The organism is Micromonospora sp. NPDC051300, from assembly GCF_044455315.1.
Classification (GTDB): Bacteria; Actinomycetota; Actinomycetes; order Mycobacteriales; family Micromonosporaceae; genus Micromonospora; species Micromonospora robiginosa.
The window spans coordinates 444,015-463,554 of record NZ_JBITEP010000001.1; the positions used below are offsets into that span (position 1 = coordinate 444,015).

18 protein-coding genes are annotated in these 19,540 nt (G+C 73.0%); 13 read left to right on the top strand and 5 right to left on the bottom strand.

All coding sequences use genetic code 11. The features are described 5' to 3' along the window. Window positions 1-10 precede the first annotated feature (10 nt). Together ACIA5A_RS02215 and ACIA5A_RS02220 are read right to left on the bottom strand one after the other, a co-directional pair. Window positions 11-1,444, bottom strand: a complete 1,434-nt coding sequence (locus ACIA5A_RS02215; protein WP_396755526.1) for a TldD/PmbA family protein — start codon at window positions 1,442-1,444, stop codon at window positions 11-13. A 33-nt stretch (window positions 1,445-1,477) separates the two neighbouring features. Further along, on the bottom strand, window positions 1,478-2,026 hold the full coding sequence (locus tag ACIA5A_RS02220) for a Uma2 family endonuclease (RefSeq protein ID WP_396755528.1): 549 nt from the start codon (window positions 2,024-2,026) through the stop codon (window positions 1,478-1,480). 239 nt (window positions 2,027-2,265) lie between these two features. On the opposite strand from ACIA5A_RS02220, the gene ACIA5A_RS02225 reads away from it, so the two are divergent. The 5 genes from ACIA5A_RS02225 to ACIA5A_RS02245 all read left to right on the top strand — a co-directional run bounded on the left by ACIA5A_RS02225 (window position 2,266) and on the right by ACIA5A_RS02245 (window position 8,259). After that, window positions 2,266-3,360 (top strand): ABC transporter ATP-binding protein, encoded by a 1,095-nt coding sequence (locus ACIA5A_RS02225; protein ID WP_396755530.1) that lies wholly within the window; start codon window positions 2,266-2,268, stop codon window positions 3,358-3,360. Beyond that, window positions 3,357-4,406, top strand: coding sequence for an ABC transporter ATP-binding protein (locus ACIA5A_RS02230; RefSeq protein ID WP_396755532.1), 1,050 nt, complete (start codon window positions 3,357-3,359; stop codon window positions 4,404-4,406). The genes ACIA5A_RS02225 and ACIA5A_RS02230 overlap by 4 nt, the downstream gene beginning before the upstream one ends. Continuing rightward, window positions 4,403-5,410 (top strand): ABC transporter permease, encoded by a 1,008-nt coding sequence (locus ACIA5A_RS02235; RefSeq protein WP_396755534.1) that lies wholly within the window; start codon window positions 4,403-4,405, stop codon window positions 5,408-5,410. The genes ACIA5A_RS02230 and ACIA5A_RS02235 overlap by 4 nt, the downstream gene beginning before the upstream one ends. An 11-nt stretch (window positions 5,411-5,421) precedes the next feature. Further along, window positions 5,422-6,408, top strand: a complete 987-nt coding sequence (locus ACIA5A_RS02240) for an ABC transporter permease (protein WP_396755536.1) — start codon at window positions 5,422-5,424, stop codon at window positions 6,406-6,408. 108 nt (window positions 6,409-6,516) lie between these two features. Next, the gene (locus ACIA5A_RS02245; RefSeq protein ID WP_396755538.1) at window positions 6,517-8,259 is read left to right on the top strand and encodes an ABC transporter substrate-binding protein; all 1,743 of its coding nucleotides are present in this window, start codon (window positions 6,517-6,519) and stop codon (window positions 8,257-8,259) included. Window positions 8,260-8,352: 93 nt separating this feature from the next. On the opposite strand, the gene ACIA5A_RS02250 is transcribed toward ACIA5A_RS02245, so the two are convergent. Further along, window positions 8,353-10,497, bottom strand: coding sequence for a prolyl oligopeptidase family serine peptidase (locus tag ACIA5A_RS02250; RefSeq protein ID WP_396755540.1), 2,145 nt, complete (start codon window positions 10,495-10,497; stop codon window positions 8,353-8,355). Window positions 10,498-10,584: 87 nt separating this feature from the next. On the opposite strand from ACIA5A_RS02250, the gene mshB reads away from it, so the two are divergent. The 3 genes from mshB (at window position 10,585) to ACIA5A_RS02265 (ending at window position 12,552) form a co-directional block, all read left to right on the top strand. After that, a complete protein-coding gene (mshB, locus tag ACIA5A_RS02255) occupies window positions 10,585-11,508 on the top strand; it encodes an N-acetyl-1-D-myo-inositol-2-amino-2-deoxy-alpha-D-glucopyranoside deacetylase (protein ID WP_396755542.1) in 924 nt (307 codons plus the stop codon). A gap of 17 nt (window positions 11,509-11,525) precedes the next feature. Then, a complete protein-coding gene (locus ACIA5A_RS02260; protein WP_396755544.1) occupies window positions 11,526-12,002 on the top strand; it encodes a hypothetical protein in 477 nt (158 codons plus the stop codon). Window positions 12,003-12,087: 85 nt separating this feature from the next. Next, window positions 12,088-12,552, top strand: a complete 465-nt coding sequence (locus ACIA5A_RS02265; protein WP_396755546.1) for a hypothetical protein — start codon at window positions 12,088-12,090, stop codon at window positions 12,550-12,552. 1 nt (window position 12,553) lies between these two features. Here ACIA5A_RS02265 and ACIA5A_RS02270 read toward each other — a convergent pair whose 3' ends face one another. Next, window positions 12,554-13,504: a GNAT family N-acetyltransferase gene (locus ACIA5A_RS02270; RefSeq protein WP_396755548.1), complete on the bottom strand. Its 951-nt coding sequence runs from the start codon at window positions 13,502-13,504 to the stop codon at window positions 12,554-12,556. Between the two features lie 79 nt (window positions 13,505-13,583). Here ACIA5A_RS02270 and fdxA point away from each other — a divergent pair, with 79 nt between their 5' ends. Together fdxA and dapC are read left to right on the top strand one after the other, a co-directional pair. Beyond that, a complete protein-coding gene (fdxA, locus tag ACIA5A_RS02275; RefSeq protein ID WP_007464872.1) occupies window positions 13,584-13,910 on the top strand; it encodes a ferredoxin in 327 nt (108 codons plus the stop codon). Then, a complete protein-coding gene (dapC, locus tag ACIA5A_RS02280; RefSeq protein WP_396755839.1) occupies window positions 13,907-15,016 on the top strand; it encodes a succinyldiaminopimelate transaminase in 1,110 nt (369 codons plus the stop codon). The genes fdxA and dapC overlap by 4 nt, the downstream gene beginning before the upstream one ends. A gap of 45 nt (window positions 15,017-15,061) precedes the next feature. On the opposite strand, the gene ACIA5A_RS02285 is transcribed toward dapC, so the two are convergent. Next, a complete protein-coding gene (locus ACIA5A_RS02285; protein WP_396755550.1) occupies window positions 15,062-16,903 on the bottom strand; it encodes a M48 family metalloprotease in 1,842 nt (613 codons plus the stop codon). Window positions 16,904-17,205: 302 nt separating this feature from the next. Between ACIA5A_RS02285 and ACIA5A_RS02290 the strand changes: the two genes are divergently transcribed. The 3 genes from ACIA5A_RS02290 to ACIA5A_RS02300 are packed head-to-tail and all read left to right on the top strand — an operon-like array spanning window position 17,206 to window position 19,525. After that, a complete protein-coding gene (locus ACIA5A_RS02290) occupies window positions 17,206-18,231 on the top strand; it encodes a prephenate dehydrogenase (RefSeq protein ID WP_396755552.1) in 1,026 nt (341 codons plus the stop codon). 5 nt (window positions 18,232-18,236) lie between these two features. Further along, a complete protein-coding gene (locus ACIA5A_RS02295; RefSeq protein ID WP_396755554.1) occupies window positions 18,237-18,878 on the top strand; it encodes an SIMPL domain-containing protein in 642 nt (213 codons plus the stop codon). Beyond that, window positions 18,878-19,525 (top strand): nucleoside/nucleotide kinase family protein, encoded by a 648-nt coding sequence (locus ACIA5A_RS02300; RefSeq protein ID WP_396755556.1) that lies wholly within the window; start codon window positions 18,878-18,880, stop codon window positions 19,523-19,525. The genes ACIA5A_RS02295 and ACIA5A_RS02300 overlap by 1 nt, the downstream gene beginning before the upstream one ends. Window positions 19,526-19,540: the final 15 nt, after the last annotated feature.

The window sequence follows — 19,540 nt, forward strand, 5'->3', positions numbered from 1 at the left end:
GTGCGTTCGCTCATGCGTGCACCCCCACGCGGACGCCGCGGAAGCGGGCCGGCGCGGCCGGGTGACCGGTGTGCCCGACCTGGCCGGGCTGCCCCTTGCCGCAGTTGGGCGTGCCCCAGGCGACCGTCTCCGAGGAGAGCATGTCCATCGAGCGCCAGAACGCCGGCCCGATGCCGGTGTAGGTGGGGTTGCGCAGCATCCGCCCCCGGCGGCCCTTCTTCACCTCCCAGCCGACCTCGCAGCCGAACTGGAAGTTGAGCCGCTTGTCGTCGATCGACCAGGACCGGTTGATGTCCATCAGCACCCCGTCGTCGGTGGCGGCGATGATCTCGTCGAGCGTGTGCGGGCCCGGTTCCAGGCCCACGTTCGTCATCCGCACCATCGGCAGCCGTGCCCAGCCGTCGGCGCGTACGCTGCCGCCGTAGCCCAGGCCGGCGACGGCGGCCGAGTCCCGGCCGGCGAGCACACCGACCCACCGCCCCTCGCGGACCGCGTCCCGGGCGACCGCCGGGGAGCCCTCGTCGTCGAAGCCGAAGCTGCCCAGCGCGCCCGGGATGGTCGGGTCGATCGTCACGTTCATCAGCTCGGAGCCGTAGCGCAGCGAGCCGAGGCGGGCCAGGTCGAGCCAGGAGGTGCCGGCGAAGGCCGCCTCCCAGCCGAGGATCCGGTCCAGCTCGATGGCGTGCCCGACCGACTCGTGGATCTGCAACGCGAGCTGCTCGCCGCCGAGGATCAGGTCGGTCTCGCCGGCCGGGCACTCCGGGGCGGTGAGCAGCTCCCGGGACTCCTCGGCGATCCGGGCGGCGTGCGCGGCCAGGTCGAGCGAGGTGACCAGCTCCCAGCCGGTGGTGCCGTACTGCCCGCGGTAGCTCGGGTAGGACCGGCGCTGCGTCTCGCCGTCGCCGATCGAGGTGGCCGAGATGCCGCCGCCGCACTCGCGGATGTGCTGGTCGATCCGGTGGCCCTCGCTGGAGACGAACCACTTGGTGGTGTCCCAGATCTGGTAGAGCCCCTCGGCCAGGTCGGCCCCGTGCTCGCGCATCGTGGCCGTGGCGCCGACCAGCAGGTCGCCCTTGGCCGACAGCGGCACCCCGAGCGGGTCGACCGCGCACTCGGAGGCCCAACTCGCCACCGCCGCGTCGACAGGCACCAGGTCGATCGGCGGCCCCGGGACCCGCGCGCTCGCGGTGGCGACCGCCGCGGCGCGCCGGCCGGCCTCGCGGGCCGCGGCGTCCGACAACTCGGGTACGGCGTGGAAGCCCCAACCGGAGCCGACCAGGGCGCGCACGCCCAGGCCGATGCTCTCGTGCTGGGCCAGCTCCTCGACGTCGCCGTTGCGCGCCGACATCGACTCGTAACGGCGGTGCATCACCCGGGCGTCCGCGTAGCGGGCTCCCGCGTCGAGGGCGGCCTGGACGGCGGCGGTCGCCGCGTCGAATCCCATGCGCCCGACCCTAGGCGAGCGCACCGACATCCGTCAGGCGAGCAGGTCCTCCGGGCGGATCAGGACGCGGACGGGTTCGGTCAGCTCCAACACCTCGCCCGCCTTGGTGACGGACCGTTCGACGTAGTGCGCGCCTCGCCGCTGGTACAGATGCATCGTCAGCGACTCCTGGTCGACGAGGAGGTACCACTCGATCCCGGCAGCCGCGTAGTAGTGCATCTTGAGCACCTTGTCGGTGGCGGCGTTGCTCGGCGAGATGATCTCGCACACCAGGCGGACGCTGCTCGCCTCGATCACCGGATTTCGAAGATCCACGTCCTCGACGACGGCGAGGTCCGGAATCGGTATCCGACCGGGCCTGAGCCGGACGTTCACTGCTTCCAGCACGCGGAGTCCGGCTTGGCGTACCGGTACTCGGAGTGCGGCACGCAGCTCACCGGAGATGTTCTGGTGAAGCGGAGTGGGACCTGGGGTCACGTGAAGGCTCCCGTCGAAGAGTTCGACGCGTTCCTGCGTCTCGCCGAGGGCGAGGTACTCCTCTTCGGTCCACGGGCCGTCGTGGCCGAACACCGCCGCGCTCATGGTCACCTCCACCTCGTGTCGGCGGGAATCTTCCCTTCGTCGTCGGGACCATGGTCGCACCTCCGGTGCGGCGACGAGGCGACCACGCGCAGTTGCGGCGGTGGATGTCCCAGGTGAGGGCTGTTCAGGTGGGAAACCGAGTCGTTACGCTCTGACCGCTGACAGCCCGGCCTTTGTAGCTTATTTTCGCCTCCAGAGGTTTCCTGTAGGTTCTCTTCATCACCGAAGGGGAGGCGGTCATGGGCAGGTCGGAGGCGGTGCCGTCCGGGGAGCCGGACCGCTCGGAGGTGCCGGAGCAGCGCTCCGGTGAAGCGCCCTATCTCCAGGTCAGAGACCTGCGGGTGCGGTTCGACACCGAGGACGGTGTGGTCCGGGCCGTGGACGGGGTGTCGTTCGCCGTGGAGCGCGGCCGCACGTTGGGGATCGTGGGGGAGTCGGGTTCGGGTAAGAGCGTGACGTCGTTGGCGATCCTGGGTCTGCACGACTCGAAGCGGGCCACTATCGCCGGGGAGATTTCGGTGGGTGGGCGTCAGCTCGTGGGGCTGCCGGAGGAGGAGGTGCGGCGGCTGCGGGGTCGGGACATGGCGATGATCTTCCAGGATCCGCTGTCGGCGTTGCACCCGTACTACTCGGTCGGGAAGCAGATCGCCGAGGCGTATCGGGTGCACCATCCGAAGGCGGGGAAGCGGGAGGCGCGTGCCCGTGCGGTGGACATGCTGGGGCGGGTGGGGATTCCGCAGCCGGCGAAGCGGTTCGATCAGTATCCGCACGAGTTTTCCGGTGGGATGCGGCAGCGGGCGATGATCGCGATGGCGTTGGTCAACGATCCGGATCTGGTGATCGCGGATGAGCCGACGACGGCGTTGGATGTGACGGTGCAGGCGCAGATCCTGGACCTGCTCAGTGATCTGCAGGAGGAGTTCCGTTCGGCAATCATCTTGATCACCCACGATTTGGGTGTGGTGTCGCAGGTGGCCGACGACGTGTTGGTCATGTATGGCGGTCGGGCGGTGGAGTACGGCAGTGTGGCGCAGGTGTTGCGGGCGCCGCAGCATCCGTACACGTGGGGGTTGCTCTCGAGCGTGCCGTCGTTGCACGGTGACGCGGACGCGGATCTGGTGCCGATCCCGGGTAACCCGCCGTCGTTGATCAACCTGCCGTCGGGGTGTGCGTTTCACCCGCGCTGCCGCTACGCCGACGACCGCTCCCGCGTCGAGGTGCCGGAACTGCGTGATGCCGGCCAGCCGGGGCACCTGGTGGCGTGTCACCTGTCGGCGCAGGACCGCACCCGGCTGTATCGGCAGGACGTCGCCCGGACGGGGGTGGCCCGATGAGCGCCGAGACCGAGCCGCTGTTGTCGGTGCGGGGGTTGACCAAGCACTTCCCCGTCCGGCAGGGGCTGCGGGGCAAGGCCGTGGTGCGGGCGGTCGACGGCCTGGACTTCGACGTGCGCCCCGGCGAAACCCTGGGCCTGGTCGGGGAGTCCGGCTGCGGGAAGACCACCACCGGGCGGATGCTGGTGCGCCTGCTGGAACCCACGAGCGGCAGCATCACCTTCGCCGGGCGGGACATCACCCACGCCGGGCGTCGTGACCTGCGCGGCCTGCGGCAGGACCTGCAGATCATCTTCCAGGACCCCTACGCGTCGCTGAACCCCCGCCACACCGTCGGGCGGATCGTGGCCATGCCCCTGCAGGTCAACAACATCACCCCACCCGGCGGGGTGAAGAAGCGTGTGCAGGAGTTGCTGGAGCTGGTCGGGCTCAACCCGGAGCACTACAACCGCTACCCCCACGAGTTCTCCGGCGGGCAACGCCAACGCATCGGCATCGCCCGCGCCCTCGCCCTCAAACCGAAACTGATCGTCGCCGACGAACCCGTCTCCGCCCTCGACGTCTCCATCCAGGCCCAGGTCATCAACCTGCTCCGCGACCTGCAACGCGACCTCGACCTGGCCTTCGTGTTCATCGCCCACGACCTCGCCGTCATCCGCCACTTCTGCCACCGCGTCGCCGTCATGTACCTCGGCACAATCGTCGAGATCGGCGACCGCGACACCATCTACACCCACCCGCAGCACCCCTACACCCGCGCCCTGCTGTCGGCCATCCCCGACGTCACCGCCCCCGCACCCGCCGGCCGCATCCGCCTCACCGGCGACGTCCCCACCCCACTGGACCCCCCATCAGGCTGCCGCTTCCGCACCCGCTGCTGGAAAGCCACCGACCACTGCGCCACCGAAACACCCGCACTCACCACCCGCGACGGCGGCACCCAACTCACCGCCTGCCACTACCCGGAGGGCGGGCCTGTCGACGCCGTCGAGCCGGCGACCGTCGGCGGCGGCGACACCCCGCAACTGAAGGAGGTGGCGGAATGAGTCTCTCCCCGGTCGAGGGCGTGGCCCTCGCGGAGATCGAGTCCCCCGGTGAGGGCGACGAGCGCCGGGACAAGGAGTTCGTCGGTCGCTCACCCGGTCAACTCGCGCTGGCGCGGCTCCGGCGGGACCGCACCGCCATGGTCAGCGGCGCGCTGCTCGTCTTCTTCGTGCTTGTCGCGCTGGCCGTGCCGCTGATCCAGGCGCTGTACGGGGTGGGCCCGAAGGAGCAGTTCCAGAGCCGCCTCGACGGCTACGGCATGCCGTTGGGCTACGCCGGCGGTGTCACCGGCGAGCACTGGTTCGGGCTGGAGCCCGGCCTGGGCCGGGACATCTTCATCCGGATGGTGCACGGCCTGCGGACGTCGCTGTTCATCGCGTTCGCCGCCGCCGTGCTGACCGCCGTGATCGGCGTGACGCTGGGTACGCTCGCCGGCTACCTCGGCGGCTGGCTGGACTCGGTGATCAACTGGATCACCGACCTGACCTTGGCCATGCCGTTCCTGATCATCGCGCTGGCGCTGATGCCTACCGTCGCGCTGCGCTTCTACGGCCAGCGGGAGGCCGTGCCGGCGTACTTCCAGATCGGTGTGCTCATCGCGATCTTCGCGCTGTTCGGCTGGACCAGCACGGCCCGCCTGGTGCGGGGCCAGATCATCGCGCTGCGCGAGCGCGAGTTCGTGGAGGCGGCCCGTGCCAGCGGCGCCGGGCTGGGACACATGCTGTTCCGCCAGTTGCTGCCGAACGTCTGGGCGCCGATCCTGGTCGCCTTCTCGCTGGCGGTGCCGCAATACATCACCAGCGAGGCGGCGCTGTCGTTCATCGGCGTCGGCCTGACCGACGAGACGCCGAGCTTCGGGCGGATGATCTACCGCAGCCTCGACTACCTGCAGACCGACCCGTCGTACGTCTTCTTCCCCGGCATCACGATCTTCGCGCTCGTGCTCGCCTTCAACCTCTTCGGCGACGCGCTGCGCGACGCGCTCGACCCGAAGTCGTCCCGGTAGGAGGCCGACCCATGACGCGTTTCCTCGTCCGCCGGCTGCTCTCGGCCGCGCTCACCCTCTTCGCGGTGAGCGTGCTCAGCTTCCTGATGTTCTTCGCGCTGCCGCGGGACCCGGTCACCGGCATGTGCCCGAAGAACTGCAACCCGGAGCGGCTGGAGCGGGTCCGGCAGGAGCTGGGCCTGCGCGACCCGCTGATCAGCCAGTACGCCGGCTACATGAAGGGCATCGTCACCGGCCGGGACCTGGGCAGCGCCCAGGGCGGCAGGTGCGACGCGCCCTGCCTCGGCTGGTCGTACGTCTCCAACGAGGCGGTGTCGGACACCATCGCCCGGGTGTTGCCGGTGACGCTGAGCATCGTCATCCCGGCGGCGGTCCTGTGGCTGCTGCTCGGCGTCGGGCTCGGCATGCTCTCGGCGCTGCGCCGGGGCAGTTGGCTGGACCGGGCGGCGATCGGCTTCTCGCTGACCGGCGCCTCGTTGCAGCTCTACTTCGTCGGCGCGGTGCTGCTCATCGTCTTCGTCTACAACCTGCGGTTGCTGCCGGTGCCGAGCTACACCTCGCTGTTCGACAATCCGCTGAAATGGGTCAGCGGGCTGGTGTTGGCCTGGGTGGCGCTGGCCTTCCTCTTCTCCGCCATCTACGCACGGCTGTCCCGGGCGCAGATGCTGGAGACCCTGTCGGAGGACTTCGTCCGCACCGCGCGGGCCAAGGGCCTGGCCAAACGCTCGGTGTACGGCCGGCACGCGCTGCGCGCCGCGATCACGCCGGTGGTGACAATCGCCGGCCTGGACGTCGGCGGGGCGCTGGGCGGGACGGTGATCACCGAGACGACGTTCGGTCTGAACGGGATGGGGCGTACCGCTGTCGACGCGGTCCGCTCCGGCGACCTGCCGACGATCATGGCGACCGTGCTGATCGCGGCGGTCTTCGTGGTGCTGGCGAACGTGGTGGTGGACCTGCTCTACGCGGTGATCGACCCGCGGGTACGGCTCGGCTGAACCGCGACGAAATTTATCGACAACTGTTACCCAACTTGTAGTTTTTCTTCTTTACGATCCTCGGGACGTCGGCGGATGCGCTCGGCGAACGGGTGGAGGAGGTAGGACATGCGACCACGCGCAGCGGCCGCCGCTGGCGGCGCCATCGCACTGGTTGTGGCACTCGGGGCCTGCTCGGAGAACACGGGCGAAGGCACCAAGGTGGACGGCAACCGGCAGCAGACCGGGGTCATCGCGACCGACCCCAAGGACTCGCAGGGGCCGGCCGCCGAGATCGACGGCGCGGCCAAGGGCGGGACGTTCACCATCATCCGGGAGACCCCCATCTCCCACCTGGACCCGCAGCGGACGTACTCGTTCGCCGGTCTGATGGCCAACCCGCTCTTCGCCCGCTACCTGACCACCTGGAAGGACGACGGCAAGGGCGGCCTGGTCCTGGTCGGCGACCTGGCCGAGACCCCGGGCAAGAACGTCAACAACGACTGCAAGGTCTGGGAATTCACCATCAAGGACGGGGTGAAGTTCGAGGACGGCAGCCCGATCACCGCCAAGGAGATCGCGTACGGCATCGCCCGCTCCTTCGACCCCGACCTGACCGGCGGCCCGACCTACATCCAGGAGTGGCTGGCCGACACCCCGCAGTTCGACACCAAGTGGGACTTCAAGAAGAACAAGACGTCGCTGCCGCCCGGCCTGACCACGCCGGACGACAAGACGCTGCGCTTCGAGTTCGCCAAGCCCCGCTGCGACCTGCCGTTCGCGGTCTCGCTGCCGACCACCGCGCCGCTGAAGCCGCAGGCGGACACCGGGGTCAACCTGGACCAGAAGCCGTTCTCGTCCGGCCCCTACAAGATCGCCAAGAACCAGGTGGGCGTCCAGCTCACCCTGGACCGCAACCCGAACTGGGACGCGAAGACCGACCCGGTGCGCCACCAGTACCCGGACCAGTTCGTGTGGACCTTCGGTCCGACCGCGGACGCCGCGAACAACCGGGTGATCGCCGACAACGGCGCCGACCAGAGCGCGCTGGCCTTCAACTCGGTGCCGGCCTCGCTGGTCGCCAAGGTGGCCGGTGACCCGGCGCTGAAGGCCCGCACCCTGCTGTCGCCGACCCCGAGCGCGAACCAGCTCGTGATCAACACCCAGCGGGTCAAGGACCTGAAGGTCCGCCAGGCGCTCAACTACGCGATCGACCGGGAGGGCCTGGTCAAGGCGCTCGGCGGCCAGACCGTCGCCCAGCCGATCACCACCCTGATGCCGCCGTCGACGATCGGCTACAAGGCGTACGACGCCTACCCGGCCGGCGCCAACGGCAACATGGAGAAGGCGAAGGAGCTGCTCGGCGGCCAGGCGCCCGAGCTGGTCCTCGGCGTCGCGGACAACACCACCGAGCAGCAGGAGGCGGTCCAGCTCAAGGGCAACCTGGAGCGCGCCGGCTTCAAGATCACCGTGCGGAACATCCCGGACGACTCGAAGCTCGACGAGGTCAAGAAGAAGAACAACCCCTGGGACCTCTACATCGGCAACTGGGCCGCGGACTGGCCGAGCGGCGCGTCGATCCTGCCGGTGCTCTACGACGGCCGCACCATCAAGGCCGAGGGCAACAGCAACCAGTCCTACTTCAACGACGACGCCATCAACGCCGAGATGGACCGGATCCTGGCCATGCCCCCGGCCGACCAGGGCCCGGAGTGGGGCAAGCTCGACGAGCGGATCATGAAGGAGCACGCGCCGGTGGTGCCGCTCTACGTCGACGTGGCCTACAACGTGCACGGCTCCAAGGCCGGCGGCGTCTTCATCTCGTCCGTCTTCGGCTACCCGAACTTCGTCAACGCCTACGTCAAGCAGTAACACCGGCCCGCCGGTAAGGAGGGGCCCCCTTTTAACACTCGTTGTTAAAAGGGGGCCCCTCCTATGCAGAATGCGTTAACAGGGGGCCCCTCCTTACATGTGGCGGCGGAGGAAGTCCAGCTCCAGGCGGAGCAGGCGCTCCGACACGCCGCCGGCCGCCAGGTGGCTCGCGCCGGTCAGCGGCAGCACCGCGTGCGGGCGGCCGGTGGACAGCAGCGCGGCGGAGAGCCGGAGCGTGTGCGCGGCCAGCACGTTGTCGTCGACCAGGCCGTGCACCAGCAGCATCGGCCGGGCCTCGGCCGGGTCGCCGAGCGGCTCGGCGGCCAGCTCGACGAGCGAGTGGTGGGCGTAGACGTCCATGCCGTCCTCCGGCATGCCCAGGTAGCGCTCGCTGTAGGCGGTGTCGTACAGCGCCCAGTCGGTGACCGGCGCGCCCACGATCGCGCACGAGAACAGCTCCGGGTGGCGCAGCACCGCCAGGCCGGCCAGCCAGCCGCCGAACGACCAGCCGCGCACCGCCACCCGGCCCAGGTCCAGGTCCGGGTGCTTGCCGGCGAGCGCGGTCAGCGCGTCCACCTGGTCGATCAGGATCACGTCCGCCACCCGGCGGTGGATCGCCTTCTCGAACGAGGGCGCGATTCCCGGCGTACCCCGGTTGTCGACGGTCACCACCGCGAAACCCTGGTCGGCCCACCACTGCCGCTCCAGCCAGGCGCCGCGCGCCGCGATCACCTCCTGGTGACCGGGGCCGCCGTAGATGTCCACCAGCACCGGCAGCCGGGTGCCCTTGACGTGCTCGGTGGGGTAGAGCACCGCGCTGGGCAGCCGCCTGTCGGTCACCCGCACCAGCGTCGGCCGCGGGGCGTACGAGCTGATGGCGGCGAGCGAGCGCAACTCGGCCACCTCGCGGTCGCCGTGCCACACCCGCCAGCGGACCCCGGCGTGCTCCAGCGAGGCGACGCCGACCGCCAGCGTGGAACCGCCGAGCGCGGCGGTGTGCCAGCCCGGGTCGCTGCCCATCCGGCGGGCGTCCATCCCGCCGCCGATGGCGGTCCGCACCCGGTAGAGGTGGCGCTGGCTCGGTTCGCCCTCGCTCGCCTCCACCAGCAGGTCGGCCGCGGTGCCCGGACCGGCCGGCAGTCGCCCGACCACCCGCCGGACGTAGAGCGAGGGCGGGGTGAGCAGCGTGCCGTCGGCGAACAGGCAGCGGGCGTCGTACCCGTCGTGGGCCAGCTCGCCGCCGACCAGCACCCGCCCGTCGGGCAGGTGCGCCGGGGTGCCGGGGATCGGCTCCACCCAGCGCGGGTCGGCCAGCTCGGCGTGCACCTGCGTCTCGCCGGTGCGCGGGTCCACCGCGAGCACCAGGCCGTGCTGCTGCGAGCGGCGCAGCACGGTGATCAGCGGGCCGCCGTCGGCCCATTCGACCGAGCTGAGGTAGGGGTAGGTCTCCCGGTCCCAGTGCACGTCGACCCAGCCGCCGTCGAGGTCGAGCAGGTGCAGGCTCACCTCCGCGTTCGGGCCGCCGGCCACCGGGTACGCCAGCGACGTCGGCGGGCTCGCCGGCTCGGCCGGGTCGTGCAGGTACCAGCGGGGCAGGCGGGACTCGTCCACCCGGGCGGCCAGCACCGAGCGCCCGTCCGGGGCCCACCAGTAGCCCCGGTAGCGGTGGAACTCCTCGGCCGCGACGTGCTCGGCCAACCCCCAGGTCACGCCGCTGTCCTCGCCGGCGAGCAGGTTGTCGGCGCCGTCCGGCTCGACTACCCGGAGCTGGCCCCGGCGGATGCCCTCGGCGGTGTCGGTGACGTAGGCCAGCCGCTCGCCGGTCGGGTCGGGTCGCGGATCGATCACCGGGCCGACGGCGGCCACCTCGATCACGTCGCCGTGCACCAGGTCGGCCCGGAACAGCCGCCCGGCCAGCGCGAACGCGGCGACCCGCCCGGCGGCGTCCAGCGCGTACGAGCCGATGCCGCCGGAGCTGAGCCGCAGCCGTTCGCGCAGCGCCCGCTCGCCCGGCGCCAGGCGAACCGGGTCGGCGTCCGCGCCCAGCAGCACCACCGGGTCGGCGACCAGGTGTTCCTCGCCGCTGTCGACGTCGAGCAGCCAGAGCGCGTCGGCCGGGTCCTCCGGCCCGGCGGACCGCAGGAAGAGCACCCGACAGCCGTCACCCGCGACGGTCACGGCGCGCGGCGCGCCGTGGCTGAACCGACGGGTACGGGCGGCCAGCTCGGGGAAGTCCACGCCTGCAGATCGTAGGCGGGCGTCGGGCGTGATGTGGCCGACCTGGGCGGACGCATGACCGCCGGTGGGGCAGGACCGCCGGTTAGAGTGACGGGCGTGACGACGCTGCCCGACCGACGCCTCCTGCTGGTCCACGCGCATCCCGACGACGAGTCGATCGGCACCGGCGCGACGATGGCGCACTACGCCGCCACCGGCGCCCACGTCACGCTGGTGACCTGCACGCTGGGCGAGGAGGGCGAGATCCACGTGCCGGCGCTGGCCGGGCTCGCCGCGGCCGAGGCCGACCAGCTCGGCGGCTACCGGATCGGGGAGCTGACCGCCGCCTGCGCCGCGCTCGGCGTCACCGACCACCGGTTCCTCGGCGGCGCGGGCCGCTACCGCGACTCCGGGATGATGGGGCTGGCCACCAACGACCATCCGCGGGCGTTCTGGCGGGCCGACCTCGACTCCGCCGCCGGGCACCTGCTGGAGGTGATCCGCGAGGTCCGGCCCCAGGTCGTGGTCACCTACGACCCGAACGGCTTCTACGGCCACCCGGACCACATCCAGGCGCACCGGGTCACCATGCGCGCGGTGGAACTGGCCGCGGCGGAGGGCGTCGCCCCGGCGAAGGTCTACTGGACGGCCATGCCGCGCAGCGTGCTGGACGCCGGCCTGGAGGCGTTCACCGAGTCGTCGGACAATCCGTTCGCCGGCATCGACGACGCGTCGGAGTTGCCGTTCGGCACGCCGGACGCGCAGATCGCGGCGCGGATCGACGCCACCGAGCAGCACGCGGCCAAGGAGGCGGCGATGCGCGCGCACGCCACCCAGATCCCGGCGAACTCCTGGCTCTACGCGATCGCCGGCAACTTCGGCGCCGAGTTCATGGGGGTCGAATACTTCACGCTCGCGGTCGGCGAGAAGGGCCCGGGCCGGGGTCCGTACGGCTGGGAGGACGACCTCTTCGCCGGGGTGGCGCCGGCCGAGCCGGACCGCGCCCCGGTCGCGGCGGCCGGTCTCCGGTGACCTCGCCCGCCGTACCCATGTCGGTCCTTTCCGAGCCGCAGCCGCCCGCCCCGCCGAGCCGGGCGGAGCGGGCGCTGGACCGGGTCTTGCGGGTGGCCGGGGGCGTGGTGTCGCTCTGGGCCGGCGTGCTGGCCGCGCTGCTCGACCTGATCTTCGCCACCTGGGCCTGGGAGACGGTGCAGGGCCGCTCCGGCGGCGCCCAGGCGCTTGTCGGCATCGGGCTCGCGGTCGCCGGGATCGCCGCGGTGGTGGCCTCGACGGTGCTGCTCGGCTGGTTCGCGCACTCCTCGACCGGCAGCCGGTGGGGGGTCGCGCTCGTCGCGCTGCCGTGGTTCCTGGTGATCGTGGTGGGCGGCTTCCGCACCACCGAGGGCGATCTGGCCCTGGCCGGCGACAACGTGCTCGGTCTCGCGCTGATCGTGGCCGGCGCGGTCACCTTCGCGGTGCTCGGCTTCCGGCACGTCGTGACGCCGCCCGCGACCACTGCCCGGTGAGGTGCTGACGCCGCACCGGCGACGGTGGTAGACATTCCTGCCAGAGGCCCGTCGCGGTGACGGGCGGTACGGCGGGAGGCGTGCGATGGGTCAGCGGTGGCGTGCGGTGGGTGTGCTGGCGGCCGCGTTGTTCGCGGTCAACGTGGTGGCCCGGCTGGTCATCAGGTTCGCCTTCCCGGACGACGACACCGCCGCGAACCGGGTCTCGCTGGTGATGTTCCTGGCGATCGGCCTGGTCCTGGCCGGCGCCGCGTTCCGCTGGGGCGCCGCCCGGCCGCTCGGGCACTGGGCGGGTGACCTGGCCGTGGCCGTGGTCGCGGCGCTGGCGCTCACCGTGTTCGTCGGCCCGCTGCTGGTCGGCGAGAACCCGTTCGGCGGCGGCGCCGGCCTCTTCTTCGCCCAGATCTGGCTCTATCTCGCGGCCACCGCGGCCGGTGTGCTGGTCGGCTACCTGACCCTCACCGCGCTCGGCCGGGACTTCCGGTCCCGCCAGCTCAAGCGGTACGCCGAGCTGAAGCAGTCGAGGCCCCGCAAGGTCGTCCGCCGCTGAGTCAGGGCGCCACCCGGGTGAGATAGGTGTGGTGGGTGGTGAAGCCGAGCCGGCGGTAGAGCGCCACCGCGCCGACGTTGCGCTGCTCGACCTGGAGGAAGGCGCGGGTGGCGCCCTCGGCCGCGGCCCAGCCGGCCAGGGCACGCACGACCGCGCCGGCCAGCCCGCGCCGGCGGGCCTCCGGCAGCACCTCGAGCAGGCTCACGCCGAGCCACCGGCCCTCGCCGGTGACGGTGCCCCGGCCCACCGCGAGCAGCCTGCCGTCGAGGCGTACCTCGGCGAAGCGGATCCGGTCCACGGCGGTGAGCACGTGCCGTGCGGCCTCCGGCAGCCCGCCCTTGCGGTCGGCGGCGACCGCCAGCCAGTCGTCGGTGGGCGTGTCGGCGAGCGTCACCGGCGGCCGGTCCGGGTCGGCCGGCGCGCTCAGCGCGGCCAGTGGGACGGTCTGGACCAGCACCGGCGGGCGGGCCGTCCAGCCGCGCGTGTCCAGTTCCGTGCCGACCGGGGCGGCCAGCGGCAGCGGCGTGTTCACCATCGCGGGCTGGCCGTGGTCGGCGTACCAGCGGTGCACCGCGTCCAGCGCCTCGGGCAGCGGCCGGTCCGGGTCGCCGATCGGCAGCGCGCTGTTGGCCCGACCGGTCCAGCCGGCGGAGGAGCGCAGCCGCCAGTCGCCGAGCCGCCCGCGTACCGGCGCCGGCCAGGCCTCGTCGGCGGCGGTCTCCAGCGCGACCACGGCCGCGGCGGTCGGCCGCCGCGCCGGCGGCACCCGCTTGGCCCGGTGCACCTCGCCGACCGGTACGCGCAGCGGCCCGCCGTCGGTGGCCAGCGTGATGTGGGTCTCGCTCAGCTCGACCAGCTCGCCGAGCGCGTCGGTGAACAGCGGCCGGCCCTCGCGAATCCCCACAATCCGGCGGACCACGATCCGGTGTCCCACGTCCTGCTGTCGGAGCACGATCGACCCCCTCCCCGGCGAGATACTAGGCTCTTACCGTTGCGGATGATCGCGACGAGTCTTGCGGAGGAGAAGACCGGTGACCTACATCATCGCCGAGCCGTGCGTGGATGTGCTCGACAAGGCATGCATCGAGGAGTGCCCGGTCGACTGCATCTACGAGGGCAACCGGATGCTCTACATCCACCCCGACGAGTGCGTCGACTGTGGTGCCTGCGAGCCGGTCTGCCCGGTGGAAGCGATCTTCTACGAGGACGACGTGCCGGAGCAGTGGAAGGACTACACCGGCGCCAACTACGAGTTCTTCGAGGACCTGGGCTCGCCCGGGGGCGCCTCGAAGATCGGCAAGGTGGAGAAGGACGCCACCTTCGTCGCCGCGCAGCCGCCGCGCGGCGAGGGCCACTGAGCCGGCCCACGCCGGTCTCGGCACGGCTGCCCGAGTTCACCTGGGACACGCTCGACGCCGCGGCCGCCACGGCCGCGGCGCACCCGGGTGGTCTCATCAACCTCTCCATGGGTACGCCTGTCGACCCGGTGCCGCCGCTGATCCGGCAGGCGCTCGCCGACGCGTCGGACGCGCCGGGCTATCCGCTGACCGCGGGCACGCCCGCCCTCCGGGACGCCATCGCGGCCTGGGTGGCCCGTGCCTGCGGCGCGGGCGTCGACGGGCTGGGCGTGCTGCCCACGATCGGCTCCAAGGAGCTGGTGGCCTGGCTGCCCACGCTGCTGGGGCTGGGCCCCGGTGACGTGGTCGTGGTGCCGTCGGTCGCCTATCCGACGTACGAGGACGGGGCCCGGCTGGCCGGCGCCACGGTGGTGCGCGCCGACTCGCTCACCGCGCTCGGCCCCGACCCCCGGGTCCGCCTGGTCTGGGTCAACTCGCCGGGCAACCCGACCGGTCGGGTGCTGCCCGCCGCCCACCTGCGCAAGGTGGTCGACTGGGCGCGGGAGCGCGGCGCGGTGGTCGCCAGCGACGAGTGCTACCTGCCGCTGGGCTGGGACGCCGAACCCGTGTCGGTGCTCTCGCCGCAGGTCTGCGGCGGGTCGTACGCGGGCGTGCTGGCGGTGCACTCGCTCTCCAAGCGCTCCAACCTCGCCGGCTACCGGGCCGGCTTCGTGGCCGGCGACCCGGCGTTGACGGCCGAGCTGCTCAAGGTGCGCAAGCACGCCGGCATGATCGTGCCGGCCCCGGTGCAGGCCGCCATGGTGGCCGCGCTCGCCGACCAGGCGCACGCCGACGCCCAGCGGGAGCGCTACCGGGCCCGGCGGGAGACGCTGCGGGCCGCGTTCACCGGCGCGGGTTTCACGGTCGAGCACTCCGAGGCCGGGCTCTACCTCTGGCTGACCCGCGACGAGGACTGCTGGGACACCGTCGACTGGCTGGCCCGGCGCGGCATCCTGGTCGCCGCGGGTGTCTTCTACGGCCCGGCCGGCGCCCGGCACGTGCGGGTGGCGCTCACCGAGTCGGACGCGCACGTCGACGCGGTGGCCGGGCGGCTCGCCGAGTCCTGACCGCCGGCCGCCGCCCCCGCACCGGGGGACGGCGGCCGGCGTGGCTCAGCCGTTGATCCGGCGGAACACCGTCAGCAGCGTGTCCCGGCTGCGCTTCTCCAGGAACTCGCTGGCCATCAGCTCCTGCATCTGCACGGTGCGGCCGTCGAACAGCGTCAGCGTGGCCTTCAGCGGCACCTCCCGCCGCACCTCCACCGAGGTGATCTCCTCGTACGGCAGGTAGGGGTGGCGGGCGGCCAGGTCGGCGACCGGCACCGAGCCGACGAGCGCGGTGAGCCGCTTCTCGCCCTCGCCCGCCTTGCCCGGGTCGGCGATCAGCACCAGGCCGTTGTCGAGCACCAGCACGTCGTGCTCCCGGCCGTCGATCTTGATGTTGGCCAGCCCACCGATCAGGTCGGCGTTCCGGGCCGAGGCGCGGGCCTGCACCACTGTGGCGCCGTCGACGTCGACCCCCCGCTCGGCCAGCCGGGCCAGCGCCTCGTCCACGCTCGCCGGTGCCACCGCCAGCTTGGCCACGTCGGCCAGGTCCCAGGGCTCGCCGCCCGGCCCGACCAGTCGCGCCGGGCCGGTCCAGGAGAGTTCCCAGTGGGCCCGACCGGAGCGGACCGCCGCGTTGTCCAGCAGCGTCTCCATCGGGCCGGCGAAGGCGGCCGCCGCCTCCTTGCGGGTGGCGCCGTCGAAGAACTGCTCGGCGAACTCGCCGAGCCGACCGGAGCGGACCAGCTCCAGCACCGTCGGCAGGCCGGGGGAGGGGGTGCCGGTGAACCGGCCGGCCGCGCGGTAGATGCCGTCGGCCCGCCGCTGCACGTCGGCCGCCACCGACTCGGCGACGAACTCCGGCCACGGCAGCACCCGCCGGGAGCCGTGCGCCACCACCAGCGACTGGAGCTGGCGGCCGGCGCCGGCCACGTCGGCCAGCAGCGTCCGCGCCGGCTGGTCGTCCGCGCCGACCGCGGTGGCGGGCGCGGCCGTCATCGCGGCGACCCGTACGCCGATCGGCGGGTGGGTGTCCCAGCGGGACGCCTCCCGGTCCGGCGCGTTCTCCCGCAGCGCGTCGATCTCGTCGCGGCGGGCGTCGAGCAGCGTCGCGAAGCCGCCGAAGAGGTCGTCCGGGGCGAGCCCGGCCGACCAGCCCGACTCGACGTAGCGGCGCATGTAGAAGGCCCAGGCGGCGTCCAGCGCCGGCAGCGTACGCAGCGCCGAGGTGGCCGCCTCGGTGCCGGCGAGCGCCACCGACGCGCGGTCCGCCTCCAGCTCCTGACGGCGCGAGGCGGCGTTGTCCACCATCAGGTAGAGCAGCGCGTAGCCCTTGAACACCCAGCCGATCGGGTTGCGCGGGCTGATCCGCTCGATCGTCTCCCCGATGGCCAGCCGACCCCGGTAGGCCACCCCGCCCAGGCGGGTGTGCCGGCCGGAGTAGTGGCCCAGCTCGTGCGCGAGCACCGAGCGGAGCTGGTCGGTCCGCATCGCCTGCAGCAGCGGCAGCCCGACGTAGAGCGTGCGCCGGCCGCCGACGAGTCCGAGCAGCCGGCTCTGCTCGCCGACCGCCGCGTTCACCTCGGGGACCAGCCGGATCTCGTCCGGCGCCCGGGTGCCGACCGCGGCGGCCAGCTCGCGCACCGTGGCCCAGAGGCGGGGCGCCGCCCGCTCGTCCAGGACCAGGCCGGGCGCCGGCTCGTTCTTCGTACGGATCGCTTTCCACATCCCGACGCCCACCGCGCCCAGCGCGACCACCAGTGGCAGCAGCAGCTTTCCGGTGACCACGCCGTTGGTGTGGCCGAACAGCCAGACCCCGAGCGCGACCACGGCGGCGAGCTGGAGCAGCGCGACGACGTAGAAACCGATCAACATGACCACCGAGGCGAGCGCCCGGTACGTCGCGGACATTGGTCTTCCCCCGTTCCGAAAGGCCCGCACCGGGTGATTCCGGTCGAGCCGCCGGGGGACCGTACGACGCGGGTCCCGCGGGGACATCCACCGTCCGGCCGAATCGATCTCCACCGACGATCCGTTAAGGCGGGGCCCCCTTTTAACGCTTCCGGTAGAGGCGGGGCCCCTTCTTAACGCCCGGGTGTCAAGAAGGGCCCCGCCTTACGTCCGGACCTCGTGGGGGAGGGGCGATATTCTCGGCGGGACTTCCCGCGGGGCCGCCCGGGCTCCGCCGACGACGCGGACGCCGAGGTGGATCGATGGTGGGCGAGGCCGGCGGGCTGGCACGCGCGGCGGTGGTCGGCACCGGCCTGATCGGCGGCTCGGTGCTGCTCCGGCTCCGCGACGCCGGGCTGGACGTGGCCGCCTGGGACCCGGACCCGGCGGCCCGGCGGCAGGTGTCCCAGCGGGGCGTGGCGGCCCCCGACGCGGTCGAGGCGGCGGTCGACGGCCGGGACGTGGTGTTCGTCTGCGGCCCGCTGCCCACGTTGCCCGCCATGCTGGCCCGGGTGGCCGCCGCCACCGACGACCGGTGCGTGCTGACCGACGTGGGCAGCGTCAAGGCGGAGGTGACCACCGCCGCCACCGCGCAGGGGCTGGGGCGCCGGTTCGTCCCGGGTCATCCGATGGCCGGCGCCGACCGGGCGGGCCTGGGCGCGGCCGGTCCGGAGCTGCTCGACGGCGCGGCCTGGGTGCTCTGCCCGGGCCCGACCGGGGTGCACGCGTTCCGGCGGCTCGCCGCGTTGCTCGTCGACGTCTTCCACGCCCGGGTGGTGCCGATGTCGGCCCCGGAGCACGACGCCGCCGCCGCGCTCGCCTCGCACCTGCCGCACCTGCTGGCCGGCGCGCTGGCCGGCACGGTGCAGCGCTCGACGGTGCGGGACGCGGTGCTGGCGCTGGCCGCCGGCAGCTTCTCCGACGGGACCCGGGTCGCCGGGGGGCCGCCCGAGCGGACCGCGAACATGCTGCTCGGCAACCGGGACCGGGTGCTGGCCGAGTTGGCCGAGGTGGGCGTCTTCCTGGACGAGCTGGCCGGCGCGCTGCGTGCCGGTGACGCCGGGGCGCTGGCCGGCCGGCTGGCCGAGGCGCGCACGGCGCGGGAGGCGCTGCGGGGTCGCGCGTTCACCACGCACCGGCGGGAGTTCCCGGCCGGCGCCGACCCCGCGGTCGAGCTGGCCTACCTGCGCGAGGTGGGCGCGGCGGGGGGCCACCTTACCGGGTGCCGGGTGGCCGGAGACGCGGTCGGATACACCGCGCACCTGCCGGGCGCCCCGCCGTTAGGCTGAGCGGCATGGCGGACGCACCGGTCGTGGCGGTACGCGGCGAGGCCTACCGGGAGGTCCCTCCCGAGCTGGCCCGGTTCACGGTGACCGCGACCGTCCGGGACCGGGACCGGGAGACCACGCTGACCCGGCTGGCCGAACGGGCCGCCGCGGTGCGGGCGCTGCTCGACGCGGCCGAGCCGGCGGTGGACCGGCGGGAGACCGGCCAGGTCAACGTCTGGCCGGTGACGAAGCGGTCGGGTGACCGCGTGGTGGCCTGGCAGGGCAGCGTCGGCACCACGGTGACGGTCACCGACTTCACCTCGCTCGGTGAGCTGATGCTCCGTCTGGCCGACCAGGAGCAGGTGGAGGTGGCCGGTCCGGTGTGGGCGCTGCGGCCGGACAGCCCGGCGTACCGGGAGGCGCGGCACGCCGCGATCGCCGACGCGCTGGCCCGCGCCCGGGAGTACGCCGAGGCGCTCGGCGCCCGCGTCACCGCGCTGCGCGAGCTGGCCGACACCGGCCTGACCGCGGCCCCGCCGATGCTCGCCAAGGCGGCGTACGCCCGGTCCGGCGAGTCCGTGCCGGAGCTGGAGCTGGACCCGGCGCCGCAGTCGGTGCAGGCGGCGGTCGAGGCGCGGTTCACCATCAGCGAACCGGTGCTCGGCTGATGCCGCCGGCCGAGGTGCTCGCGCTGGACGAGCTGGTCGCCCGGGCCCGGGCGCTCGCCGAGGACGGCCCGCGGCAGCTTCTCGGCATCGCCGGCGCGCCGGGCGCGGGCAAGTCCACCCTGGCGGAACGGGTCGTCGCCGAGGTCGGCCCGTCCGCCCGGCTGGTGCCGATGGACGGCTTCCACCTGGCCGGCTCGGCGCTGGCCCGGCTCGGCCGGGCGGCCCGCAAGGGCGCGCCGGACACGTTCGACGTGAACGGCTTCGTCGCCACCCTGCGCCGGCTGCGGCGGCTGGAGCCGACCTCGGTGTGGGCGCCGGAGTTCCGCCGTGACCTGGAGGAGCCGGTGGCCGGCGCGATCGAGGTGCCACCCGAGGTGCGGCTGGTCGTCACCGAGGGCAACTACCTGCTGCTGCGGGACGACCCGTGGGAGGAGGTGCGTTCGCTGCTGCACCAGGCGTGGTTCCTCGACCTGGACGCCGAGCTGCGGCTGCGCCGCCTGACCGCCCGGCACGAGGCCTACGGGAAGTCGCCGGAGCAGGCCCGCGCCTGGGCGCTCGGCAGCGACGAGGAGAACGCCCGGCTGGTCACCGGCACCGCCGCGCACGCCGACCTGGTGGTCCGGCTGGCCGAGCCGCCCGCGGGCTGACCGGCAGGCGTGCGG